This window comes from Clostridium sp. 'deep sea' (genome assembly GCF_014931565.1).
Classification (GTDB): Bacteria; Bacillota; UBA994; order PWPR01; family PWPR01.
On sequence record NZ_CP063353.1, the window covers coordinates 2,148,027 to 2,166,853 of the forward strand.

An 18,827-nucleotide genomic window follows, 5' to 3' on the forward strand; every position below is an offset into this window, starting at 1 on the left:
TGGGCTTTCACTACAGTGAAAGCCCATTTTTTACTTTAATATTTATTTGACTATGACGTAAATAAATATTATTATATTAATAGAATAATATATTCGATTTAAATTGAATATATTAATAACAGGAATATTGTTTTAGTAAGCAGTTATAAAATTCTTAATAAAATTAAGTTTGGAGCGTGTAATTGATGAAAGCAAAACCATGTATTTTATTTGTAATTTTAGTTATTTGTAGTCAATTAGTCTTTTTACTATTTTCTAATGTTATTAAAGTACCCTATATTTTAAACTGTCTTTTTCAAGTATTTGCTATATTTTTTATAGGAGATTTTATAGGTAAGTATATTTTTAAACTTCCATTGTTTAATTACTCAAATCCTTTAACCTACTTACACGATAGAATAATTGGATCTATAGGATTTTTATTTGTATTGTGTGTTTTATGGGGTGTTTTGATAGCTTATAATAATTTTTGGGGTTATAAATATGCAATTTTAGAGCCAATTGTCAAGGGTGGTTTAATACCAACCATTTATTACATGTTAGTTAATATGAATTATCTTAGTAAAAGTGATAGAGCAAAAAAACTTTTAAAACGTAAGCTATAAGATTTTATATAAAAAAGAAGGTGAATCACAAGTTTTATGTGTTTCACCCTCTATAATTCTCTTTTATATAGAAAATTTATTTTTTGGAATATTCCTCAATTAAGGCTATTATTTGTGGGTATTGTAACATAGTTGAAAAGTCTGCATCTGTTTTTACTACTTCTACATACTCTTTATTCAACTTAAAACATTCTTCTAAAGACTTTAAAACCTCAGCCGGTTTCTTCTTTAATACTGCCTGACTACTAGCTAAAAAATACCAACAATCTGCATTACCATTATCTAATTCTAAAGATTTACTAAAGCTCTCTTCTGATTTTTCATAATTTTCAATCTTATAGTAGGAAACCCCTATATTATAATAAACTGTTTTGTAGGTATCATCATGCTCTACATTAATAACCTCAATACTATTTTCTATCATTTTATTATAAACAGCAATTTCTTCTTGATATTTTTTGTCTTTATAATAAACCTCAGCAAGATTTAAATAATTTTTACCATTATCAGCATCAAACTCAATTGCTTTTTTATAATTATCAGCAGACTCTTCAAGCTGATTATTGATATAATAAAGGTTGCCTAACTCTGAATAAATAAATCCAGACTCTGGCTGCTCTTGTAAATAATGCTTTAAAGCAGCTATCGCCTCATCAAGCTTATTTTGACGAGCCAAAGACCAAGCTAACAAAACATTAGCATCTTGATTTTCTTTTTTATTTTTAGAAACAGATAATTCTGCATATTTCTGTGATTCTTCATAGTTTTCTAACATAAAATTTCCAAAAGCTATCCCGTTCATATAATTAATATCATCTTTTAAGTAACTATGAAGTTTATAATAGATATCTAATCCCTCTTGGTAACTTCCCTGATCATAAAGCTTGTCAGCACGAGACTCATAAACTTTCATACCACCTAAAAAGATTCCACTACCAATTATTACTAAACCTAAAACCAAATACAAAATTCTTGCTCCCGCATCACCAATAATTTTTCTTAGATTTTTAGCTTTACGAGACTCCCAAAAAAAACTTACTTTAGTTAGGGCTGCAAACCAACAAAATAAACCTACTAAAACTAAAAAAACTCCTAATAACATAAGCTATACTCCCAACTTAAATAACACTTTAACTAAACAACTTAACAATTCCAATAACAATAAATATAACACCTATTACAATATGTATTTTTTGCGCTGCACTATCACCAACAGTTTTTCTAAGTCTTACAACTTTATAATTATTCCATAAAAACGATGGTTTTGCAGTTACACCATAAATAATAACAGCACCAATCAAAAATGCCAATATACTAACCATATCCTAACTCCCTTTTTTATAATTATTTAATATATAATAAATTATAGGGGCACTTGTTATGAGAGCCCCATAATAATTTACTCTTATTTTTGTTAAAACATAGTATAAACTTATTACTTATTTACTCTTCACGTGGACGCATAGTAGGGAATAAAATAACATCTCTTATAGAAGCAGAATCTGTTAATAACATTATTAATCTATCTATACCAATTCCTAAACCACCAGTTGGAGGCAAGCCTATTTCAAGCGCCTCTACATAATCAGTATCTAACACATGTTTTTCTGGTCTATCTTCTTGCTCACGCTCTTTTAACTGATCAATGAATCTTTGTCTTTGATCATCGGGGTCGTTTAACTCAGAAAATGCATTACCCAACTCACGTCCATTGGCAAATGCCTCAAATCTAGCTGTTAAGCGACTATCGTTTAGTTTTCTTTTTGCTAATGGTGAAACCTCTACAGGATAATCATAAATAAATACGGGTTGAATTAAATGCTCTTCGCATTTTTCTTCAAAAACTGTATTTAATACTTGTCCCCATGTCATATTATCTTTTATAACAACGTTTACAGATTTAGCTGCATCACGTGCTTCTTGATCAGTACTAAAAGAATTAAAGTCTATGTTAGCATACTTTTTAACAGCCTCTACCATAGTCATTCTATTCCAGGGAGCAGTAAAATCTAACTCTTTGCCTTCACACATTAGTTTACTTGAGCCACTTACTTTTTGAGCTACATGAACAACCATATCTTCTGTTAACTTCATAATATCATGATAGTCATGGTATGCCCAATAGAGTTCAATACTTGTAAACTCAGGATTATGACGGGTAGAAATACCTTCGTTTCTAAAGATACGACCAATTTCATAAACCTTTTCCATTCCACCGACAATTAATCGCTTTAAATAAAGCTCTGTTTCAACTCGTAATACCATTTGCATATCTAAAGTATTATGGTGAGTAATAAATGGACGAGCAGTTGCACCAGTTGCATGTGCATGCATAGATGGTGTTTCAACTTCTAAAAAGCCACGCTCATTTAAATAATTACGAATTTCCTGAATAATTTTACTACGCGCTATAAAGGTATTCATTACATCTTGGTTAGTTATTAAGTCAATGTAACGTTTACGATATCGAGTATCTACATCTTTTAAACCATGCCATTTATCAGGCAATGGTCTTAATGACTTAGTTAAAAGGGTTAATTGTTTTACTCTTAAACTAATTTCACCTTTTTTGTTTTAAAAACTTCCCCAATAACACCTATTATGTCACCAATATCAAGCAGTTTAAAAATGGCAAACTGCTCTTCTCCAACAACATCTTTACGCACATAAATTTGAATTTTACCGGTTAAGTCTTGTATATTAGCGAAGCCAGCTTTACCCTGACCTCGCATTGTCATTAATCTACCAGCTACAGAAACTTCTTTGCCCTCATATTGCTCAAAATTATCATTAATTTCTGCTGCTGAATTTGCAACCTCATACTTAGCATTGGTTTCACCAAATGGGTCAAATCCCATCTCTTTTAGCTTATTAAGCTTGTCTCTTCTTACTTGTAATAATTCATTTTGACTTTGAATATTTTCTTGCTGCAAGGTGATTCCCCCACTTTTCTATTTAATGTCGACTATTTCGTATTTAATAGTACCTACAGGTACACTAACTTCAATAATATCACCTTTTTTCTTGCCTATTACAGCTTGACCAACAGGTGATTCGTTTGAAATTCTACCTTTACGTGGATTAGCTTCAGCTGATCCAACAATTATATACTCCTCATCTTCATTATACTCTATATCTCTTAATACAATTCTTGTACCTAAAGACACTACATCTTTATTCTCATTCATTTGAATGATTTCAACTCTGGTTAATGTTTCTTCTAATTCTGAAATACGCATTTCACAGGCTGCTTGCTCTAGTTTTGCTTCATTGTATTCTGAGTTTTCACTTAAGTCACCTAATGAAATGGCTTCCTTTATTCGAGCAGAAATTTCTTGACGTTTTACTGACTTTAAATTCTTTAATTCTTGTTCTAACGCTTCTTTACCCTCAATGGTTAATAAAACTGCTTTGGTGCTCATATATTAACACCCTCCAAATTATTAAAATTAACAACAAAAAAATGTAATTATTACTGTTGTTATAACCAATTTAAACTATTCGGCTTAATGTGGATTATACTTGTCAATTACTGTAAAGTCAACAAAAGCAGCTTAGTAAATATCATAACAAAAAAACACTAATATTTATTCCTGCAAAATACTTTTAAGTAATTGCTTAATTGGATTTATTTATGTTTTTTAATCTGTTTTAACAATTTCAATTAAAACTAAGTCATTTACCCACTTTGTGACCACTACAGTACCTAACTGTAACCGAATAATCTCATACCAACTAGATAAGCTTTGGTGGTAAATACCCAACTCTTTTAACCACTCGTTTACCAGTACTGTTGGTAAGTACTCCCCATACTGCTTATATAAAATACTGGGAAAATTCTTGTTAATCTTGAGCCTAAACTCACTTGCTATGTTGTTCATTTTTACCACAACATTTTTTTCACTTACTACTATTAACTTTGGCGCTAATTCTTGCTTAAGCTGGGGCATAAACTCTTTGCTACATATACAAGCAATATAATCATTATTGTTTTCAAGCAGTACCTGTCCTGTCTCTCTAATGCAAAACTGTTGCCACCACTTAATCTTTAATTTATTATCACCATTAATAATAATATATCTCCATGGTTTAACTAACCTTTTTAAATACCTAACATCGGCCACACTCTCTAAACCATTAACTAATAATACATCTTGTTTAAATTGTAAATTTGTCTGTTTAGCTAACTGAGGTAGTATATCAATTAAAAGTGTTGTAATCAAGCTATTTTCACTATTTGCCTCATCTTGCGGTAAAACAATACAATCTTTAAAATTATATTTAAATTTACTGTCTCTGCAAATTGGTAATACAAATAGCTTAGGGCCATTCTGCCAGGGTATATTAAGAGGCTTTAGCCACCTATTGGCGACAAATTTTTTTATCTTATTTGGAAAATATTTTAGGACTGGATAATACTGTTCTACATCCTGCCATGTTTTAAGTTGTAGATATATCCTCATAGTATTTACCCCCTAATTCAAGTATTAAAACACCTTAAATTAATAAATAAGCTACCTTAACTACTGACTGCTTAGTAAATACTATGTTATATTACCTAAATTAATTATTGATATTATCAGGGACAAAGTTCAAAACAAAATTATCTAACATTTTGCACACTTCATCATAACATGTTTCTTGAAACAAACGTTGTCGAAATGAAGCCGAATGAGGCATTCCCTTAACATACCAAGCTAAATGACTTCTCATTTCTCTAACTGCTGTATACTCACCTTTATCTTCAACAGCTAATTTTAAATGTTTTTTCATGATAGTTAATTTATCGAGAGTACTAGGCTCGTGAAATTTCCCTGTTTTTAAGTAGCTTTCTACTTGTGAAAATAGCCAAGGGTTACCCTGAGCTCCTCTGGCAATCATAACAGCATCACAATTAGTTTCATTAAACATGTTAACTGCATCATAGGGTGTAAATATATCTCCATTTCCCACTACAGGTACATTTACTGCCTCTTTTACTTGCTTTATAATACTCCAATCAGCTTTACCATTATAATACTGCTCTCTTGTTCGGCCATGAACACTTATCATTTTAGCTCCAGCTTTTACTACTTTTTGGGCTAATAAAGCAGCATTTAATTCTCTATGATTAAATCCTGCTCTCATTTTTACAGTTATAGGAATCCTAACTGCTTCACTCATGGCTGATACTATTTCAGCAGCTAATGTTGGCTTACGCATTAAAGCACTGCCTTCACCATTATTAACTATTTTAGGAACTGGGCAGCCCATATTTATATCAATAACGTCGGGATTTAACTCGTCAGCTACAATTTTAGTGGCTTTAGCCATAAAATCTGGCTCTGATCCAAATAATTGAACCCCTATTGGTCGCTGATTATTATTAAAGCGTAAAAGGGATCTGGTTTTTTTGTCACCATAAACAAGGGCTTTAGCACTAATCATTTCCGTAAAGATTAAACCTTCACTCATCTCTCGCACTAATTCTCGATAACTAAAATCAGTAGTGCCTGCCATAGGTGCTAACATTACCCTACTTTTCTCTATGATATGTTTTATGCTTAATGATACTTTTTGCTTCATACTTATCCTCACTATTTTAATTCAATTAATACACCACATATAATACCACAATTACTGTGTAATTATAATTAATAATAAAGAAGGATAATGAATTAGAGTACAGAACTTTTAGATTATTGAAGTAATTTTAATTTAGGGGAGGCTTAAAAATGTTAAATCCAAGAGAGATAAATTTATCAGAGCTAAAATGGCAACCAGGACCTAAACAAACTGTTAAAAATGTTAAATCTGCTGTTAGTACTGACAATGCTGTTGTTACTTACTCGTTATTAAATATATTAAAGGCAGGAGGAAATGCTGTAGACGCTGCAATTGCAGGTTGTTTATTACAAGCAACAATTGAACCGTTTATGACAAACCATGCCGGAGCAGTAACCTTTTTATACTATGAATCCAAAACTGGTAAATACTATCAGCTAGATAGTGCTGGAACTTATCCAGAAAACTTGCCATTGCATAGGCCAATACCTAATCAACAGGCTGGTTATGCTGCTGGTCCAGTTCATTCCTGTATACCAGGCTTTATGAAGGGATTAAAAGCTGTCCATGAAAAGTTTGGCTCTATGCCTTGGAGTAAACTTTGCGAAGAGGCTATTTATTGGGCAGAAGAAGGTAATCATGTTTCGCAGTTTGAATTAGAGGCAACCTTACCTGCTCGTATGATGTTTAACTACTTTGAAGAGGGTCGTAATCACTTTTATCAAAACGGCTATTTTCCACGTGTTGGTGAAAAGTTTAAAAAACCTGAATTGGCAAAAACCCTAAAAAAGGTAGCTGCCGAAGGACCAGATTACATGATAAAAGGTGATTGGGCTAAGGAGTTTGTAGCTAAAGCCAATGAGCTAGGCTGGAAAATTAATTTAGAAGATATGCAAAAAAATGAACCACGTTGGATAGAACCAATTAGATTTAAAATTAAAGACTACGAAATAGTTGCTTTAGCTCCACCTCAACAACAGGGTTTACAAATAGCCTTTGTGCTTGGGGTCTTAGATAAGTTAAATATTAGTGAGTATGAACCCTACTCAGCAGAACACCTGTACTTTATGGCACATACCTTAAGAATTGCTAATCTTATGACAGGATATATAAGTGACCCTGTAGTGGCCGATACAGACCGTTCAGTATTTACCGATGCAACTTACCATGAGTATATTGCCAAACTTATAAAATCAAATATGCCTAAAATAGATTTAACAGAGCATATGAAATTAACTGCTAAAGGTAGCATGGCTAATGCCGCTGGTTTGCCTAATTATCAGTTAAAAAACAATGAAAAATCGGGTAGCTGTGAGCTTAGTATAGTTGATGAAAACGGTAATTGGGTGCAAATGATGAATACCCTCCAGGGTGGAGGTATTCCAGGAATGGTTATTGGTGGGGTGCCCATGATAGGCAACCATTCATCTACCAATAGCTTTAAAATGATGGATATTAAACTAGTTAAAAACGCTCGTCAGCGTTTAATTATGGGCAATACTATGGTATTAAAAGATGGTAAACCCATTTTACAGCTAGGTACACCTGGTTCGCCACCACATACTCAAGCCCAGGCTTTATGTAACTTAATATTCTTTGGCATGGAACCTTATGAGGCAATAAGTGCCCCTAGAATGTATTCCTTATTCGACGATAATAGCCTCGTAATAGAAAATAGAATTAAAGATGAGGTAATTAGTAAGCTTTACTCTATGGGTGTTAATGTACGCCTAAATAGCGTTTGGGACTGGCACATGGGTTCATTCCAATGCTGTTATCTTGATAAAGATGGTAAACTATGTACAACCGTTGACCCACGTAGATGTGGTGTGGCAGATGGATTGAAGTAAAAAGTAAATAAAACATATAATTTACCCCACTTAATTATGGTTAAGTGGGGTTTGATATAGTTTTATTCTTTAATAAGAATTCTTATTGATTTTAATCTATCAAAAATGGCATGATGAACATTATCTTTAAAATATATGTCTGGACCACCTCTATCAGAGAGATTATAAGGATCATGAATCTTAAACTTATCTGCATACGTTCCATCTGGAACTGGTGCAATAATTCCTCTGGTTTCATAATTATATGGAGAAATATTGATTTGATCCATTATGCAATCAGATGAATTTTCAATAGAAAAAGCACTTTTAGGTATTAAACTCAAAAAATTCGGAGGAAGTGGATTAACATCAATTCTATGAGATAAAAAAACAATAAAATGCATTCTTTGCTTTTTATCATAGTTACAATAATAATTCCAATAGCCAATTGGATTGTGGCCTTTCTCAATATAATATGCTATTACATTAGCTTTCAAACCTTCAGACATTCCCTCCAAATCTATTCTTAACCACTTATCTTCATAATTTTTAAAACTCCAATTTACATATGTACTATTTCCATTTGCAACATACATTGAGTATGGATCTGCTACAACACTAGCAGTAACCCCTAATCTTTTATCAAAGATCTCTCCTTTCTGTGGGTATAGCACCATCGCAGCACTTGCCAAACCACATCCATAATCTTTGATTAATTTGGACTCATCTATTATGTTATTTTCAGACCATTCAACACCAACTTTACCATATGACGTATCAAAATTTTGAGCCCAATATTTAATATCTGAGTTTGCTGATTTATTAAAATCAGTTAAAAATAATGTTTGATCAATATGTTGATTAGCATTTGCAATAGGACACAATAGCACTGTAAACAATAACACTATCAAAATAAAAAACCTCTTCATAAAATATAATCCCCCATTTTTAATTACCCTATATTTCTTGATATTCACACATGTATACTAAATTTATAATATATGGTATTATATTTATATTATAGTTACAACGTTTTTTTGTCAACAAACTACATAGGAGGATTATTAATGAAAAAAACTCTTATTATATTCTTATTTATAACACTTCTAATTAATTTAACTGCCTGTAATTCAGCCAAACCCTCATTTTTTGACGATGAAAACTTTGAGATGTTAATCCGAAAAAAATTAGGAAAGCCTACTGAAGAAATTTTAGAAGAAGATTTTTTAAAAATAACTCAATTATATTTAGACAATAAAAACATAAATAGCATAAAGGGTATTGAACTATTTAAAAATTTAGAAGTTTTGGATTTGAGTAATAATAATGTTGCAGATATTAGCTTCTTAAGAAATTTAAATAAATTAGACCGATTAAAATTACATGGTAACAATATTACGGATTACAGTCCTTTAAATAATTTGAACAAGCTTATAATCTTAGTTATCGATAAAAAAAATAGAGCTATATCTGAAGAAATAGGTGGCTATCAGTTTTCTGATTCTGCCTTAGAAGAGGCTATTAAAACTTCAATAAACATACCACATAGTCAAAAGCTTACTTTTGATGACTTAAAGATGGTTGAAAAAATAGATATACAATACTCAAGCATAGCAAACCTAGACGGTATTCAGTATCTAACAAACCTAAAGTATCTTAGTCTTGAATACAGTGATATAACTGAACTAAATCATATTGGAGAATTAAAGAACCTAGAGTATTTAGACTTGGGTGAGAGTAAATTTACAAATATAATGCCCTTACAAAATTTGAAAAACCTAACAGAATTAAGGCTCTATATTAACAACATAAGTGATATTAGTGCTATATCAACCCTTAAAAAGCTTAAGCTTTTAGTTTTAAGTTATACAAATGTGAGCGACCTAAAGCCATTAGCAAACTTAACAGCTTTAGAAACACTTACCTTAGTAGGTACTGAAGTAACAGATATAAACTGCCTTAAGGATTTAAGAAAACTAAAATATTTAGACCTAGACGGTACACTAATAACAGATTTTAGCGGTTTAAGTACCTTAACTAGCTTAAAAGAGCTTTCTTTAAACAAAACAGCCGTAAAAGACCTTAGTTTTTTGACCAGTTTAACTAATTTAGAAGCTCTTTATTTAGAGGATACTAACGTAGAAGATATAGCTATATTAAGTCAATTACCTAAACTTAAAAGGCTAAGCTTAACAAGAAAGAATATAAGCAATTTAAAGGTGTTAAAAGGTTTAAAAAACATTACAGAGTTAGAGCTAAATGGAGATAGCAATTTTAATGATTTTAAATACCTCTTAGGGTTGAAATAAGCTACCTCACATAGCTCAAACATACATAGGAGGATTATTAATGAAAAAAACTCTTATTATATTTTTATTTATAATATTGCTTGTTAGCTTAGCAGCCTGTAATTCAGCTAAACCCTCATTTTTTGACGATGAAAACTTTGAGCAATTAATACGAAAAAAACTGGGTAAACCAAATGAAAAGCTTTTAGAAGAAGATTTTTTAAAAATAACTCAGTTATATTTTGACAATAAAAACATAAATAGCATTAAGGGTATTGAACGTTTAAAAAACCTTGAAATACTTGATTTAAGATTTAACAATATAACCGACATTAGTTATTTAAGTAGCCTATCTAAATTAGATAAGATTTTTTTATACGGAAACAATATTATAGATTACACTGCCTTAAATAAGCTAAGCAAACCCATGACATTAGTTATAGATAAGCAAAACAGAGATATGACTGAAAAAATAGGTGGTTATCAATTCTCTGATTCAAGATTAGAAGATGTTATTAGATTTTCGCTAAAGAATTATAAACAGGATTTAAGTTTTGAGGACTTAAAAAGGGTTGAAAAAATAGATTACCCTTTTGAAGGAATAGAAAATATAGATGGTATTCAATATTTAACAAACTTAAAGCATCTCTGGTTAGAACATAGTGATATAACTGACCTTACACTTATCGGTGAGTTGAAAAACCTAGAGAATTTAGATTTGGGTGAAAATAAGTTTACAGATATAACACCTGTACAAAACCTACACAATCTAAGAGAATTAAGGCTCTATATTAATGATATAAATGACATTGAAGCTTTAGCAAGCCTAAATAAGCTTGAGCTATTAGTTTTAAGTTATACAAATGTTAACGACCTAAAACCATTAGCAAAGTTAACAACTTTAGAAAGACTTACTTTAGCAGGCACAGAAGTAACAGATATAAACTGCCTTAAGGATTTAAAAAAACTTAATTATTTAGACCTAGATGATACCCCCATAACTAATTTTAATGTTTTAAGCGATTTAACTAGCTTAAAAGAGCTATCTTTAAACAAAACAGCAGTAAAAGACCTTAGTTTTTTGACCAATTTAACTAATTTAGAAGCTCTTTATTTAGAGGATACTAACGTAGAAGATATAGCTATATTAAGTCAATTACCTAAACTTAAAAGGCTAAGCTTAACAAGGAAGAATATAAGCAATTTAAAGGTGTTAAAAGGTTTAAAAAACATTACAGAGTTAGAGCTAAATGGAGATAGCAATTTTAATGATTTTAAATACCTTTTAGGGTTAAAATAAAATATATAAAGAGCAGATTCTTTTAACAAAGAATCTGCTCTTTTGATTAGTTAAGGTTTTATTAATCTATTTTTTTACTCGACAACTTAGCTAATAAATCATGTTTCATGTCCCAAAGTTTTTGAGATAAATCTACATAGTATTTATGGGGATTCTCAAAACGCTTTACTTCTTCCCACAGGGTATTCATTTGCTCTAGGCAATAATCACGGATTTCTTTGGTGCTTGGACTTTTATAAACTTGTATGCCTTGCTCAAATACTTTTACTAGTAGTTTTTTTGCTACAAAGTTTTTAACTACTTTGCGTTTCCAGGTATGCTGAGGGTGAAAAATTTCGTAAGGCTTGTTATCATCAATGACCTCATCATGCATAGTTATAACATCGGCAATTGCTTTGCCATTTCTTTTATTATATAGTCTCCAAACCTGCTTAAAGCCAGGGTTATTTATTTTTTGCACATTTTCACTTAACTTAATACGAGGGTCAATTACGCCATTTTCTTCTACGGCAGCTAGCTTATAAACTCCCCCAAATACAGGCTCAGATTTTGAGGTAATTAGGCGTTCACCTACCCCAAACATATCAATTTTAGCACCCTGTATTAATAAATCTTTGATTACATATTCATCTAAAGAATTAGAGGCAACAATTGCACAATCTTTAAATCCTTCTTGGTCTAAAATCTCTCTTACTTTTTTAGATAAATAGGTTAAATCTCCACTATCTAACCTTACCCCTTTTGGTTTTATACCTAAAGGTAATAATACCTCTTTAAATACTTTAATAGCATTGGGTAAGCCAGAGTTTAAAACACTATAGGTATCTATTAATAATGTACAGTTATTGGGGTAGGTTTGAGCATAGGCTTTAAATGCCTCATACTCATTTGGAAAAGCTTGAATCCAACTATGAGCCATAGTTCCTGATGCAGGTACTCCAAACTCTTTTTCAGCAACAGTACAAGAAGTACCACTGCAGCCACCAATATAGGCAGCTCTAGCACCATAAATAGCCCCATCATAACCCTGAGCTCGACGTGAACCAAACTCTACTACAGTACGTTTTTTGGCTGCTCTTACAATTCTGTTTGCTTTTGTAGTAATTAAACTTTGGTGATTTACAGATAATAAAATCATAGTTTCGATTAATTGGGCTTGCATAATTGGACCCCTTACAGTTACTAAAGGCTCGTTTGGAAATATAGGGGTTCCCTCTTTAATTGCCCATACATCACAAGTAAACTTAAAGTTACGTAAATACTCAATAAAATCTGGGCTAAAAATATTTTTTTTCTCTAAATAATTAATATCCTCAATAGAAAATCTTAAATTACTTAGGTATTGTAAAACCTGAGCAATGCCAGCTAATATTGCAAATCCTCCACCATCGGGCACCTTGCGGAAAAACATATCAAAGTAAACAACCTTATCTTTATAACCATTTTTTAAGTAACCATTTGCCATGGTTAACTCATAAAAATCTAATAATAAAGATAACTTTTTTTTGTCCATAATTTTGTCCCCATTTCTATCTAATTATCCTTTAGAGTAAATCTTGTATATTGTATACCATTTAATATACATTAGCAATTTTACATGTAAAATTACTACACCACTTCACTTACCAATTCAATTCCACTATTTTGCATAAATAACAACGCCATAATATTCATTAGTTCGGCATAGTGTAAACCCAAATCAAAGGTATCTACCAGATTAATTGGCACTATTATTCTTGATTGGCTGTTCAGTCTATTAAAGTTACACTTTAAAGTAAGCGAAAACTGCTCTATGCAAATATCTGTGCAATCTCCTACTACAATAAAGTTTTTTATTTGAGCATTTTGCTTTAACCATTGCTGAAAAACAGGCTCTAAAAAACCATTGGTTGAATTTTTGGTTACTACCTTAAACTCACCAAGTTCTTTTATTTCATTTACAACCTGGGCTTCACTCGTTTCTGCCAAACAATGAACTGGGTAACTTAAAAACTCAGGCGAGTCCACACTATGGCTATCTGCAAAAGCAAGTATAGGTATTCCCTCTTTTATACACTTTTGGCTTAGGTCTCTTATTGCAGGAATTAAGGACTTTACTCTTGGGCTTTTTAAGGCACCCTCTTTGGTAAAACCATTTATTAAATCCACAATAATTAAAGCTGTTTCGTTAGCATTAAGGCTGGCTAAATCTAATAAGGGTTTTTTCTCAAAAACATCGTATATCTCAGCAAGCTTTTCTTGGCTACACTTAAGCAACAAATCTTTTTTAATGAGTTTCATATATCCTCCATTCTACCCAAAGCTATCATGCCATTTAGAATTATACTTATACAATTTACTAGGTCGATGACCTGCACTTTTTCTTTGCCTATTAGTTTCTATTACCATATTAGCAATTTTTCTTCTAAAATTAGCCTTTAGTAACTCTGTATCTAAAATTACTTCATACACTTTTTGTAATTCTGTTAAAGTAAATAACTCCGACATTAAGCTAAAAGCAATATCTGTATACATAACTTTATTTCTAATGCGTTCAATTCCATAACCAATAATTCGGGCGTGATCGTAAGCAATACCGTCGCTGTTAATAATTTCTCTACGGTATTTTGTTATATTCCCTTGAAAAGTTTTATTGATTTTTAACATTGCACTAAGCTTTGTATTGTTATTGTAAAGGGTTAACTGATATAAAGATTTTTCGGTATGACTATGCTCATGAATATCCTTTTGCTCCTGTTTTAATCTTAAGCTAACAGTAAACCATGCTCTTATTTCCCCATTGCTAGTTAGAGAGTTGTTTATTTTTTCACTATTAACTAAAGCCATGTACGATAAACTAACCGTACTAGTATAAGGCTCTCGATATACATCTCCCCATGTATACAACTGCTCTAAGTAAATATCGTCAGTATTGGCCTCGTTATGTAACTGCTCTATCGCAAATGATTCTAAGTCTTCATTAAAGCCAACAAAATCACCAGGCAGTCTCCATTCATCGCTATCTTTCTTTTTAACCATTAAAATACGCATAACTTTTTCGGGCAGTTTGCGATAATTTGTGTTTTCTTCATCTGCCACCGTTAAAGCTAAAAGATCTATTGAAAGAGTATTTTGTTGAATCTTAACACTGTTTACAGTGTTCAACTTAACCACTTCCTTGTTATTATCTTTTTGATATTATCATTCTAATACTTATTAACAGTTGTTGTCAACAGTAATTATTTAAATATACTATTATTATAAAAAAACAGCTATTATTTTTACATTTTATTAAAGCCTAAACTCAAATAAACTGTATAGCTAAACCATAAAGGGGAACTATAAACGCGAGAGGTGATAACAATGTTTAGGTGGGTACGCAAAGCCTTAAATATTTGGAGATTAGTTCAACAAAATGGTTCAGAAATAAAAAGCAAATACTTAAATGAACAATTAACAACTAATTTAGCAGAAAACATTAAAACTATAACAAAATCCTTTAGCTATAGTAATGACGTTATTGTGAGAGAATTTTCATGCAATATTACTATTGAGCATAGCCTTAATTTTGCTTTAATTTATATAGAAGGATTAGTAAGCGAAGATCGCATACAACAAACAGTTATAAAGCCTATTATAGAATATAATTATAGCTCTAAAGATCCCCAGCAAGACTATTATAGCTTTGTTGAGTCTTATGTATTAACAAACAGTCAAGTAGCCAGACTCGAGTCGTTAAATGATAGCCTAGATACCTTGTTAGCTGGTGACTCTATCTTGTTAGTAGACGGTTATAATAAATCCTTTTTTATTGGTAGTAAAGACTGGCCAACAAGGGGTGTTGAAGATACAAAAACAGATGTTACTATAAGAGGCCCCCACCAAGGATTTACCGAAACCCTTCGTATTAATACAACCCTAATAAGAAGGGCTATAAGAAACACAAAGCTAACCTTTGAAAGCTTTATAATTGGCAAACAAACCCGTACGGATGTTGTTATAGCCTACCTTAAGGGTTATGTTCACCCTGCTATTTTGCATGAAGTTAAAAAAAGAATAAAAGAAATAAAAGCAGATATAATTTTAGAATCAGGCTACATTGAGGAGTTAATAAGTGATTCACCTCTATCCATGTTTTCAACAATATCATATACGGAAAGACCCGATGTTGTAGCCTCTAAATTACTGGAAGGTAGAGTGGCTATTATTATAGACGGTACTCCTATAGTATTAACAGCCCCTAAGGTATTTATAGAGTCTTTTCAGCACCCTGCTGACTACTATGTTGGACCATCCTATTACACCAGTATTTTAAGGGCTATTAGGTTTATTAGCTTTTTAATTAGCACTACTCTACCGGCAATTTATGTTGCGGTTACCTCTTATCATATGGAGATGTTGCCAGCACCTCTGCTAAAAACTATTCAGCAAGCTATGGAAGGAACCCCGTTTCCTTCACCAATATCAATCTTAATTATGCTTTTTATTGCTGAAATATTAAACCAAGCAAGCGTTGGCTTACCAAGGCAAATTGGTCAAGCTGTTAGTATTGTGGGGGCTTTAGTACTAGGTGAGGCAGCAGTAGCCTCTGGATTAATAGGAGATCCTGAGGTAATTATTGTAGGTTTATCGGTTGTTTCGAGCTATGCGGCAATTAAACTTATAGAATCTATGACCATTTTAAGAGTTGTGCTTTTAATACTAGCAACTGTTTTAGGGGCTTTAGGCATTGCTGTAGGTGTATTATTTATACTAACCTACTTATCTACCTTAACCTCATTTGGGGTGCCTTATTTAACCCCTATTGCCCCTATAATAACTACTGATATAGATGATACTTTATTCAGAGATATTTTAAGTAAAGCACCATCTAAAGCCAAAACCATAAAACCCGTAGAGACTACTAAACAGTTTAACAAACAAGAAAATTAAGGTAGGTTTTATTATGTTCAAAGTTAAAAAACTAATTTTATTACTATGTATAATTGTGCTTTTAAGTACTACTGGCTGCTGGGATTATACCGAACTAGATAAAATAACACTAGTAAAGGGCTTTGGTATTGATATTAACGAAAATAATGAAATAATATTAACTTTTCAAATGTTAAAACCTCAAAATTCTACAAGTCAAGGTGAATCAAATGAAGATAAAAAAGTGTTTATTATAGAAGAAAGTGGTAAAACAGTTTTTGATGCTATCCGTAATGCCTCGCTACACGCCAGTAGAAAACTCTACTTTGCTCATAATCAAGTAATTATTTTAGGTAAAAAGGCAGCCCAAAGCAACCCAAAGGGACTATTAGAAAACTTTAGAAGAGATACCGAAAGTCGTACCCTAGATTACATATTAATTGCTGAAAATACAGCCTCCGAAATACTACATAGTAAGGGTGGACTTGATAGTATTCAGTCTCAGGATTTAGGTAGTTTGGTAAGCAATTTTAAGCCCTCTGGCAAGGTTGTACCTATTAGGATATCAGATATAACCTTAGCCATGTTATCTAAAACAACATCACCCATAGCCCCTATTGTTAAGCTAGATGAAGCTGGTCACTCATATTTATCTGATACAGCTATAATAAAAAATAATCGCTATGTGGGTAACCTTAATTCCGAAGAAACTCGAGGTTATTTGTGGATAACCAACAAGCTTAAAAGTGGCATTATTAATATTGAAGATAAAGAAAAAGATATATTAATAGCATTTGAGATAATCGACACAAATTCTAAGTTAAAATTTAACTTTAAAGAGGATATAGTGGTTGAAATATCTTTAGAAGCCCATACTAACTTAGGTAATAACTTAAAAAGCACAAAAAATGTAACCGAAAAAGAGCTTATACGTATGCAAGAAGAACACATAAAAGAAACAGCAATGAAAGCCATAAATAAAGCAAATTATTATAATGCAGATATTTTTGGATTTGGAGAATATATTCACGCCAATTATCCAAAACAATGGAAGAAAATTGAGAAAAATTGGAGTCATACTTTTTCACAACTGAAATATGAAATAGATGTAAAAGTTGAAATAAAAAGTCATGGCCGAATTACTACTAAATATAAAGAGGAGTGATTTTCATAAAGCTTAAACAAGAAAAAATCTCTAATTCTCAGCTAACCTTTACTGTAATTGGTTTTACTATTGGTAGTAGTTTGGTTTTACCTCCAGGTAGAGATTTAGCTAGTAAAGCTTGGATGGCTATTATTTTAGGGCTGCTAGAAGGTATAATTTTTATACTAATATTTACCAATTTATCTCAAAAATTTAACATGAAAAGTTACTTTGAAATCTTAAAAAAAATTTTTGGTAAATTTTTGGGTACCATATTTTTTTCAATATTCGTATTGTACTGTATTCATTTATGTTCCTTAGTTTTAAGAAACTTTATGGATTTTATTAGCACTACTATGATGATAACAACACCTATAATGGCTATTGGTATTGCTGTATTGGCTACCACAGTATATGCTACTTTATATGGCATTGGAGTAATAGGTCGCAATAGTCAAGTATTAGTGCCCCTAACTTTTACAGCAGTAGCTATTACTGTAATTTTACTATATAAAGATATGAAAATAATGTATTTTAAACCCTTTTTTGAGGTTAAACTAAAAGACTTATTATTAGCTAGTCATGGTGCTGCTAGTTTTCCGTTTGGTGAAACAGTTGTTTTTTTAATGATTTTTCCACTTGTTAAAAATAGTAAAAAAGTGCGCAGCTCTGTTATAAAAGGTGTTATGTATGGTGGATTAATAATACTAGTAGCAGTTTTAAGAAATATTGCAGTACTTGGCATTAGGTCTACAATAGCAACATATCCTTCAGCACAGGCGGTAAGGCTTATTAATATAGGTAACGTAATAACTCGACTTGAAGTAATAATATTTTTCAACCTGTTAACAATGGGCTTCATAAAATGCTCCGTGCTTCTATGGTGCTCCTGTAAAGGACTTAGTGAATTGCTTAACATGAATAAGTACCAAGATGTAATAATACCTGTTGCAATATTTATCTTATTTATAGCAAATTTTCAATTTCAAAATGTAATGGATAATGTGAAATTCACTGAATTTTATCCTCTATATGCTCCCTTTATTCAAGTAGGAATACCTGGTTTGGCTCTCATAGTAGCTAAAATAAGAAAACTAATTTAGTAAATAGTATTTACTTTAGTACGATTATATACAAGGAATAATAGCTACTAGTTACCTAAAATTAAGTGCGTGTATCGCATTAGTGAAACTATTATTAACACTGTTAAAAGTATCGTGATAAATG

16 protein-coding genes and 1 pseudogene are annotated in these 18,827 nt (G+C 31.5%); 7 read left to right on the forward strand and 10 right to left on the reverse strand.

Going from position 1 to position 18,827, the window contains the following annotated elements; all coding sequences use genetic code 11:
• The first annotated feature begins 182 nt into the window (after nt 1-182).
• Nucleotides 183-605: a hypothetical protein gene (locus IMX26_RS09915; RefSeq protein ID WP_207729275.1), complete on the forward strand. Its 423-nt coding sequence runs from the start codon at nt 183-185 to the stop codon at nt 603-605.
• Between the two features lie 76 nt (nt 606-681).
• Here IMX26_RS09915 and IMX26_RS09920 read toward each other — a convergent pair whose 3' ends face one another.
• From IMX26_RS09920 to dusB, 6 genes and pseudogenes are all read right to left on the reverse strand, one after another.
• Nucleotides 682-1,707 carry a tetratricopeptide repeat protein gene (locus IMX26_RS09920; protein ID WP_195158236.1) on the reverse strand — a complete coding sequence of 342 codons (1,026 nt, stop codon included), beginning with the start codon at nt 1,705-1,707 and terminating at the stop codon, nt 682-684.
• Nucleotides 1,708-1,735: 28 nt separating this feature from the next.
• Complete coding sequence (locus IMX26_RS09925; protein ID WP_195158237.1) at nt 1,736-1,927, reverse strand: hypothetical protein; 192 nt, start codon at nt 1,925-1,927, stop codon at nt 1,736-1,738.
• A gap of 121 nt (nt 1,928-2,048) precedes the next feature.
• Nucleotides 2,049-3,544, reverse strand: a pseudogene (lysS, locus tag IMX26_RS09930) (lysine--tRNA ligase).
• Nucleotides 3,545-3,556: 12 nt separating this feature from the next.
• Nucleotides 3,557-4,027 carry a transcription elongation factor GreA gene (gene greA / locus IMX26_RS09935; protein WP_195158238.1) on the reverse strand — a complete coding sequence of 157 codons (471 nt, stop codon included), beginning with the start codon at nt 4,025-4,027 and terminating at the stop codon, nt 3,557-3,559.
• A gap of 219 nt (nt 4,028-4,246) precedes the next feature.
• Nucleotides 4,247-5,068, reverse strand: a complete 822-nt coding sequence (locus IMX26_RS09940; protein WP_195158239.1) for a hypothetical protein — start codon at nt 5,066-5,068, stop codon at nt 4,247-4,249.
• Nucleotides 5,069-5,168: 100 nt separating this feature from the next.
• Nucleotides 5,169-6,170, reverse strand: a complete 1,002-nt coding sequence (dusB, locus tag IMX26_RS09945; RefSeq protein WP_195158240.1) for a tRNA dihydrouridine synthase DusB — start codon at nt 6,168-6,170, stop codon at nt 5,169-5,171.
• A gap of 149 nt (nt 6,171-6,319) precedes the next feature.
• On the opposite strand from dusB, the gene IMX26_RS09950 reads away from it, so the two are divergent.
• The gene (locus IMX26_RS09950) at nt 6,320-7,999 is read left to right on the forward strand and encodes a gamma-glutamyltransferase (protein ID WP_195158241.1); all 1,680 of its coding nucleotides are present in this window, start codon (nt 6,320-6,322) and stop codon (nt 7,997-7,999) included.
• A gap of 62 nt (nt 8,000-8,061) precedes the next feature.
• Here IMX26_RS09950 and IMX26_RS09955 read toward each other — a convergent pair whose 3' ends face one another.
• Nucleotides 8,062-8,907 (reverse strand): hypothetical protein, encoded by an 846-nt coding sequence (locus IMX26_RS09955; RefSeq protein WP_195158242.1) that lies wholly within the window; start codon nt 8,905-8,907, stop codon nt 8,062-8,064.
• Between the two features lie 138 nt (nt 8,908-9,045).
• Here IMX26_RS09955 and IMX26_RS09960 point away from each other — a divergent pair, with 138 nt between their 5' ends.
• Both IMX26_RS09960 and IMX26_RS09965 read left to right on the forward strand, forming a co-directional pair.
• The gene (locus tag IMX26_RS09960; RefSeq protein ID WP_195158243.1) at nt 9,046-10,287 is read left to right on the forward strand and encodes a leucine-rich repeat domain-containing protein; all 1,242 of its coding nucleotides are present in this window, start codon (nt 9,046-9,048) and stop codon (nt 10,285-10,287) included.
• 40 nt (nt 10,288-10,327) lie between these two features.
• Nucleotides 10,328-11,566 (forward strand): leucine-rich repeat domain-containing protein, encoded by a 1,239-nt coding sequence (locus tag IMX26_RS09965; RefSeq protein ID WP_195158244.1) that lies wholly within the window; start codon nt 10,328-10,330, stop codon nt 11,564-11,566.
• Nucleotides 11,567-11,627: 61 nt separating this feature from the next.
• Here IMX26_RS09965 and IMX26_RS09970 read toward each other — a convergent pair whose 3' ends face one another.
• The 3 genes from IMX26_RS09970 to IMX26_RS09980 form a co-directional block, all read right to left on the reverse strand.
• Complete coding sequence (locus tag IMX26_RS09970; RefSeq protein ID WP_195158245.1) at nt 11,628-13,079, reverse strand: nicotinate phosphoribosyltransferase; 1,452 nt, start codon at nt 13,077-13,079, stop codon at nt 11,628-11,630.
• 95 nt (nt 13,080-13,174) lie between these two features.
• Nucleotides 13,175-13,846: an isochorismatase family cysteine hydrolase gene (locus tag IMX26_RS09975; RefSeq protein WP_195158246.1), complete on the reverse strand. Its 672-nt coding sequence runs from the start codon at nt 13,844-13,846 to the stop codon at nt 13,175-13,177.
• A 12-nt stretch (nt 13,847-13,858) separates the two neighbouring features.
• The gene (locus tag IMX26_RS09980) at nt 13,859-14,710 is read right to left on the reverse strand and encodes an ADP-ribose pyrophosphatase (protein WP_243259063.1); all 852 of its coding nucleotides are present in this window, start codon (nt 14,708-14,710) and stop codon (nt 13,859-13,861) included.
• A gap of 198 nt (nt 14,711-14,908) precedes the next feature.
• Between IMX26_RS09980 and IMX26_RS09985 the strand changes: the two genes are divergently transcribed.
• The 3 genes from IMX26_RS09985 to IMX26_RS09995 are packed head-to-tail and all read left to right on the forward strand — an operon-like array spanning nt 14,909 to nt 18,703.
• Entirely contained in the window at nt 14,909-16,477 is a 1,569-nt protein-coding gene (locus IMX26_RS09985; protein WP_195158248.1) for a spore germination protein, read from the forward strand.
• Nucleotides 16,478-16,490: 13 nt separating this feature from the next.
• A complete protein-coding gene (locus IMX26_RS09990) occupies nt 16,491-17,621 on the forward strand; it encodes a Ger(x)C family spore germination protein (protein WP_195158249.1) in 1,131 nt (376 codons plus the stop codon).
• The gene (locus IMX26_RS09995; RefSeq protein ID WP_195158250.1) at nt 17,618-18,703 is read left to right on the forward strand and encodes an endospore germination permease; all 1,086 of its coding nucleotides are present in this window, start codon (nt 17,618-17,620) and stop codon (nt 18,701-18,703) included. Before IMX26_RS09990 ends, IMX26_RS09995 begins: the two co-directional genes overlap by 4 nt.
• The last annotated feature ends 124 nt before the right edge of the window (nt 18,704-18,827 follow it).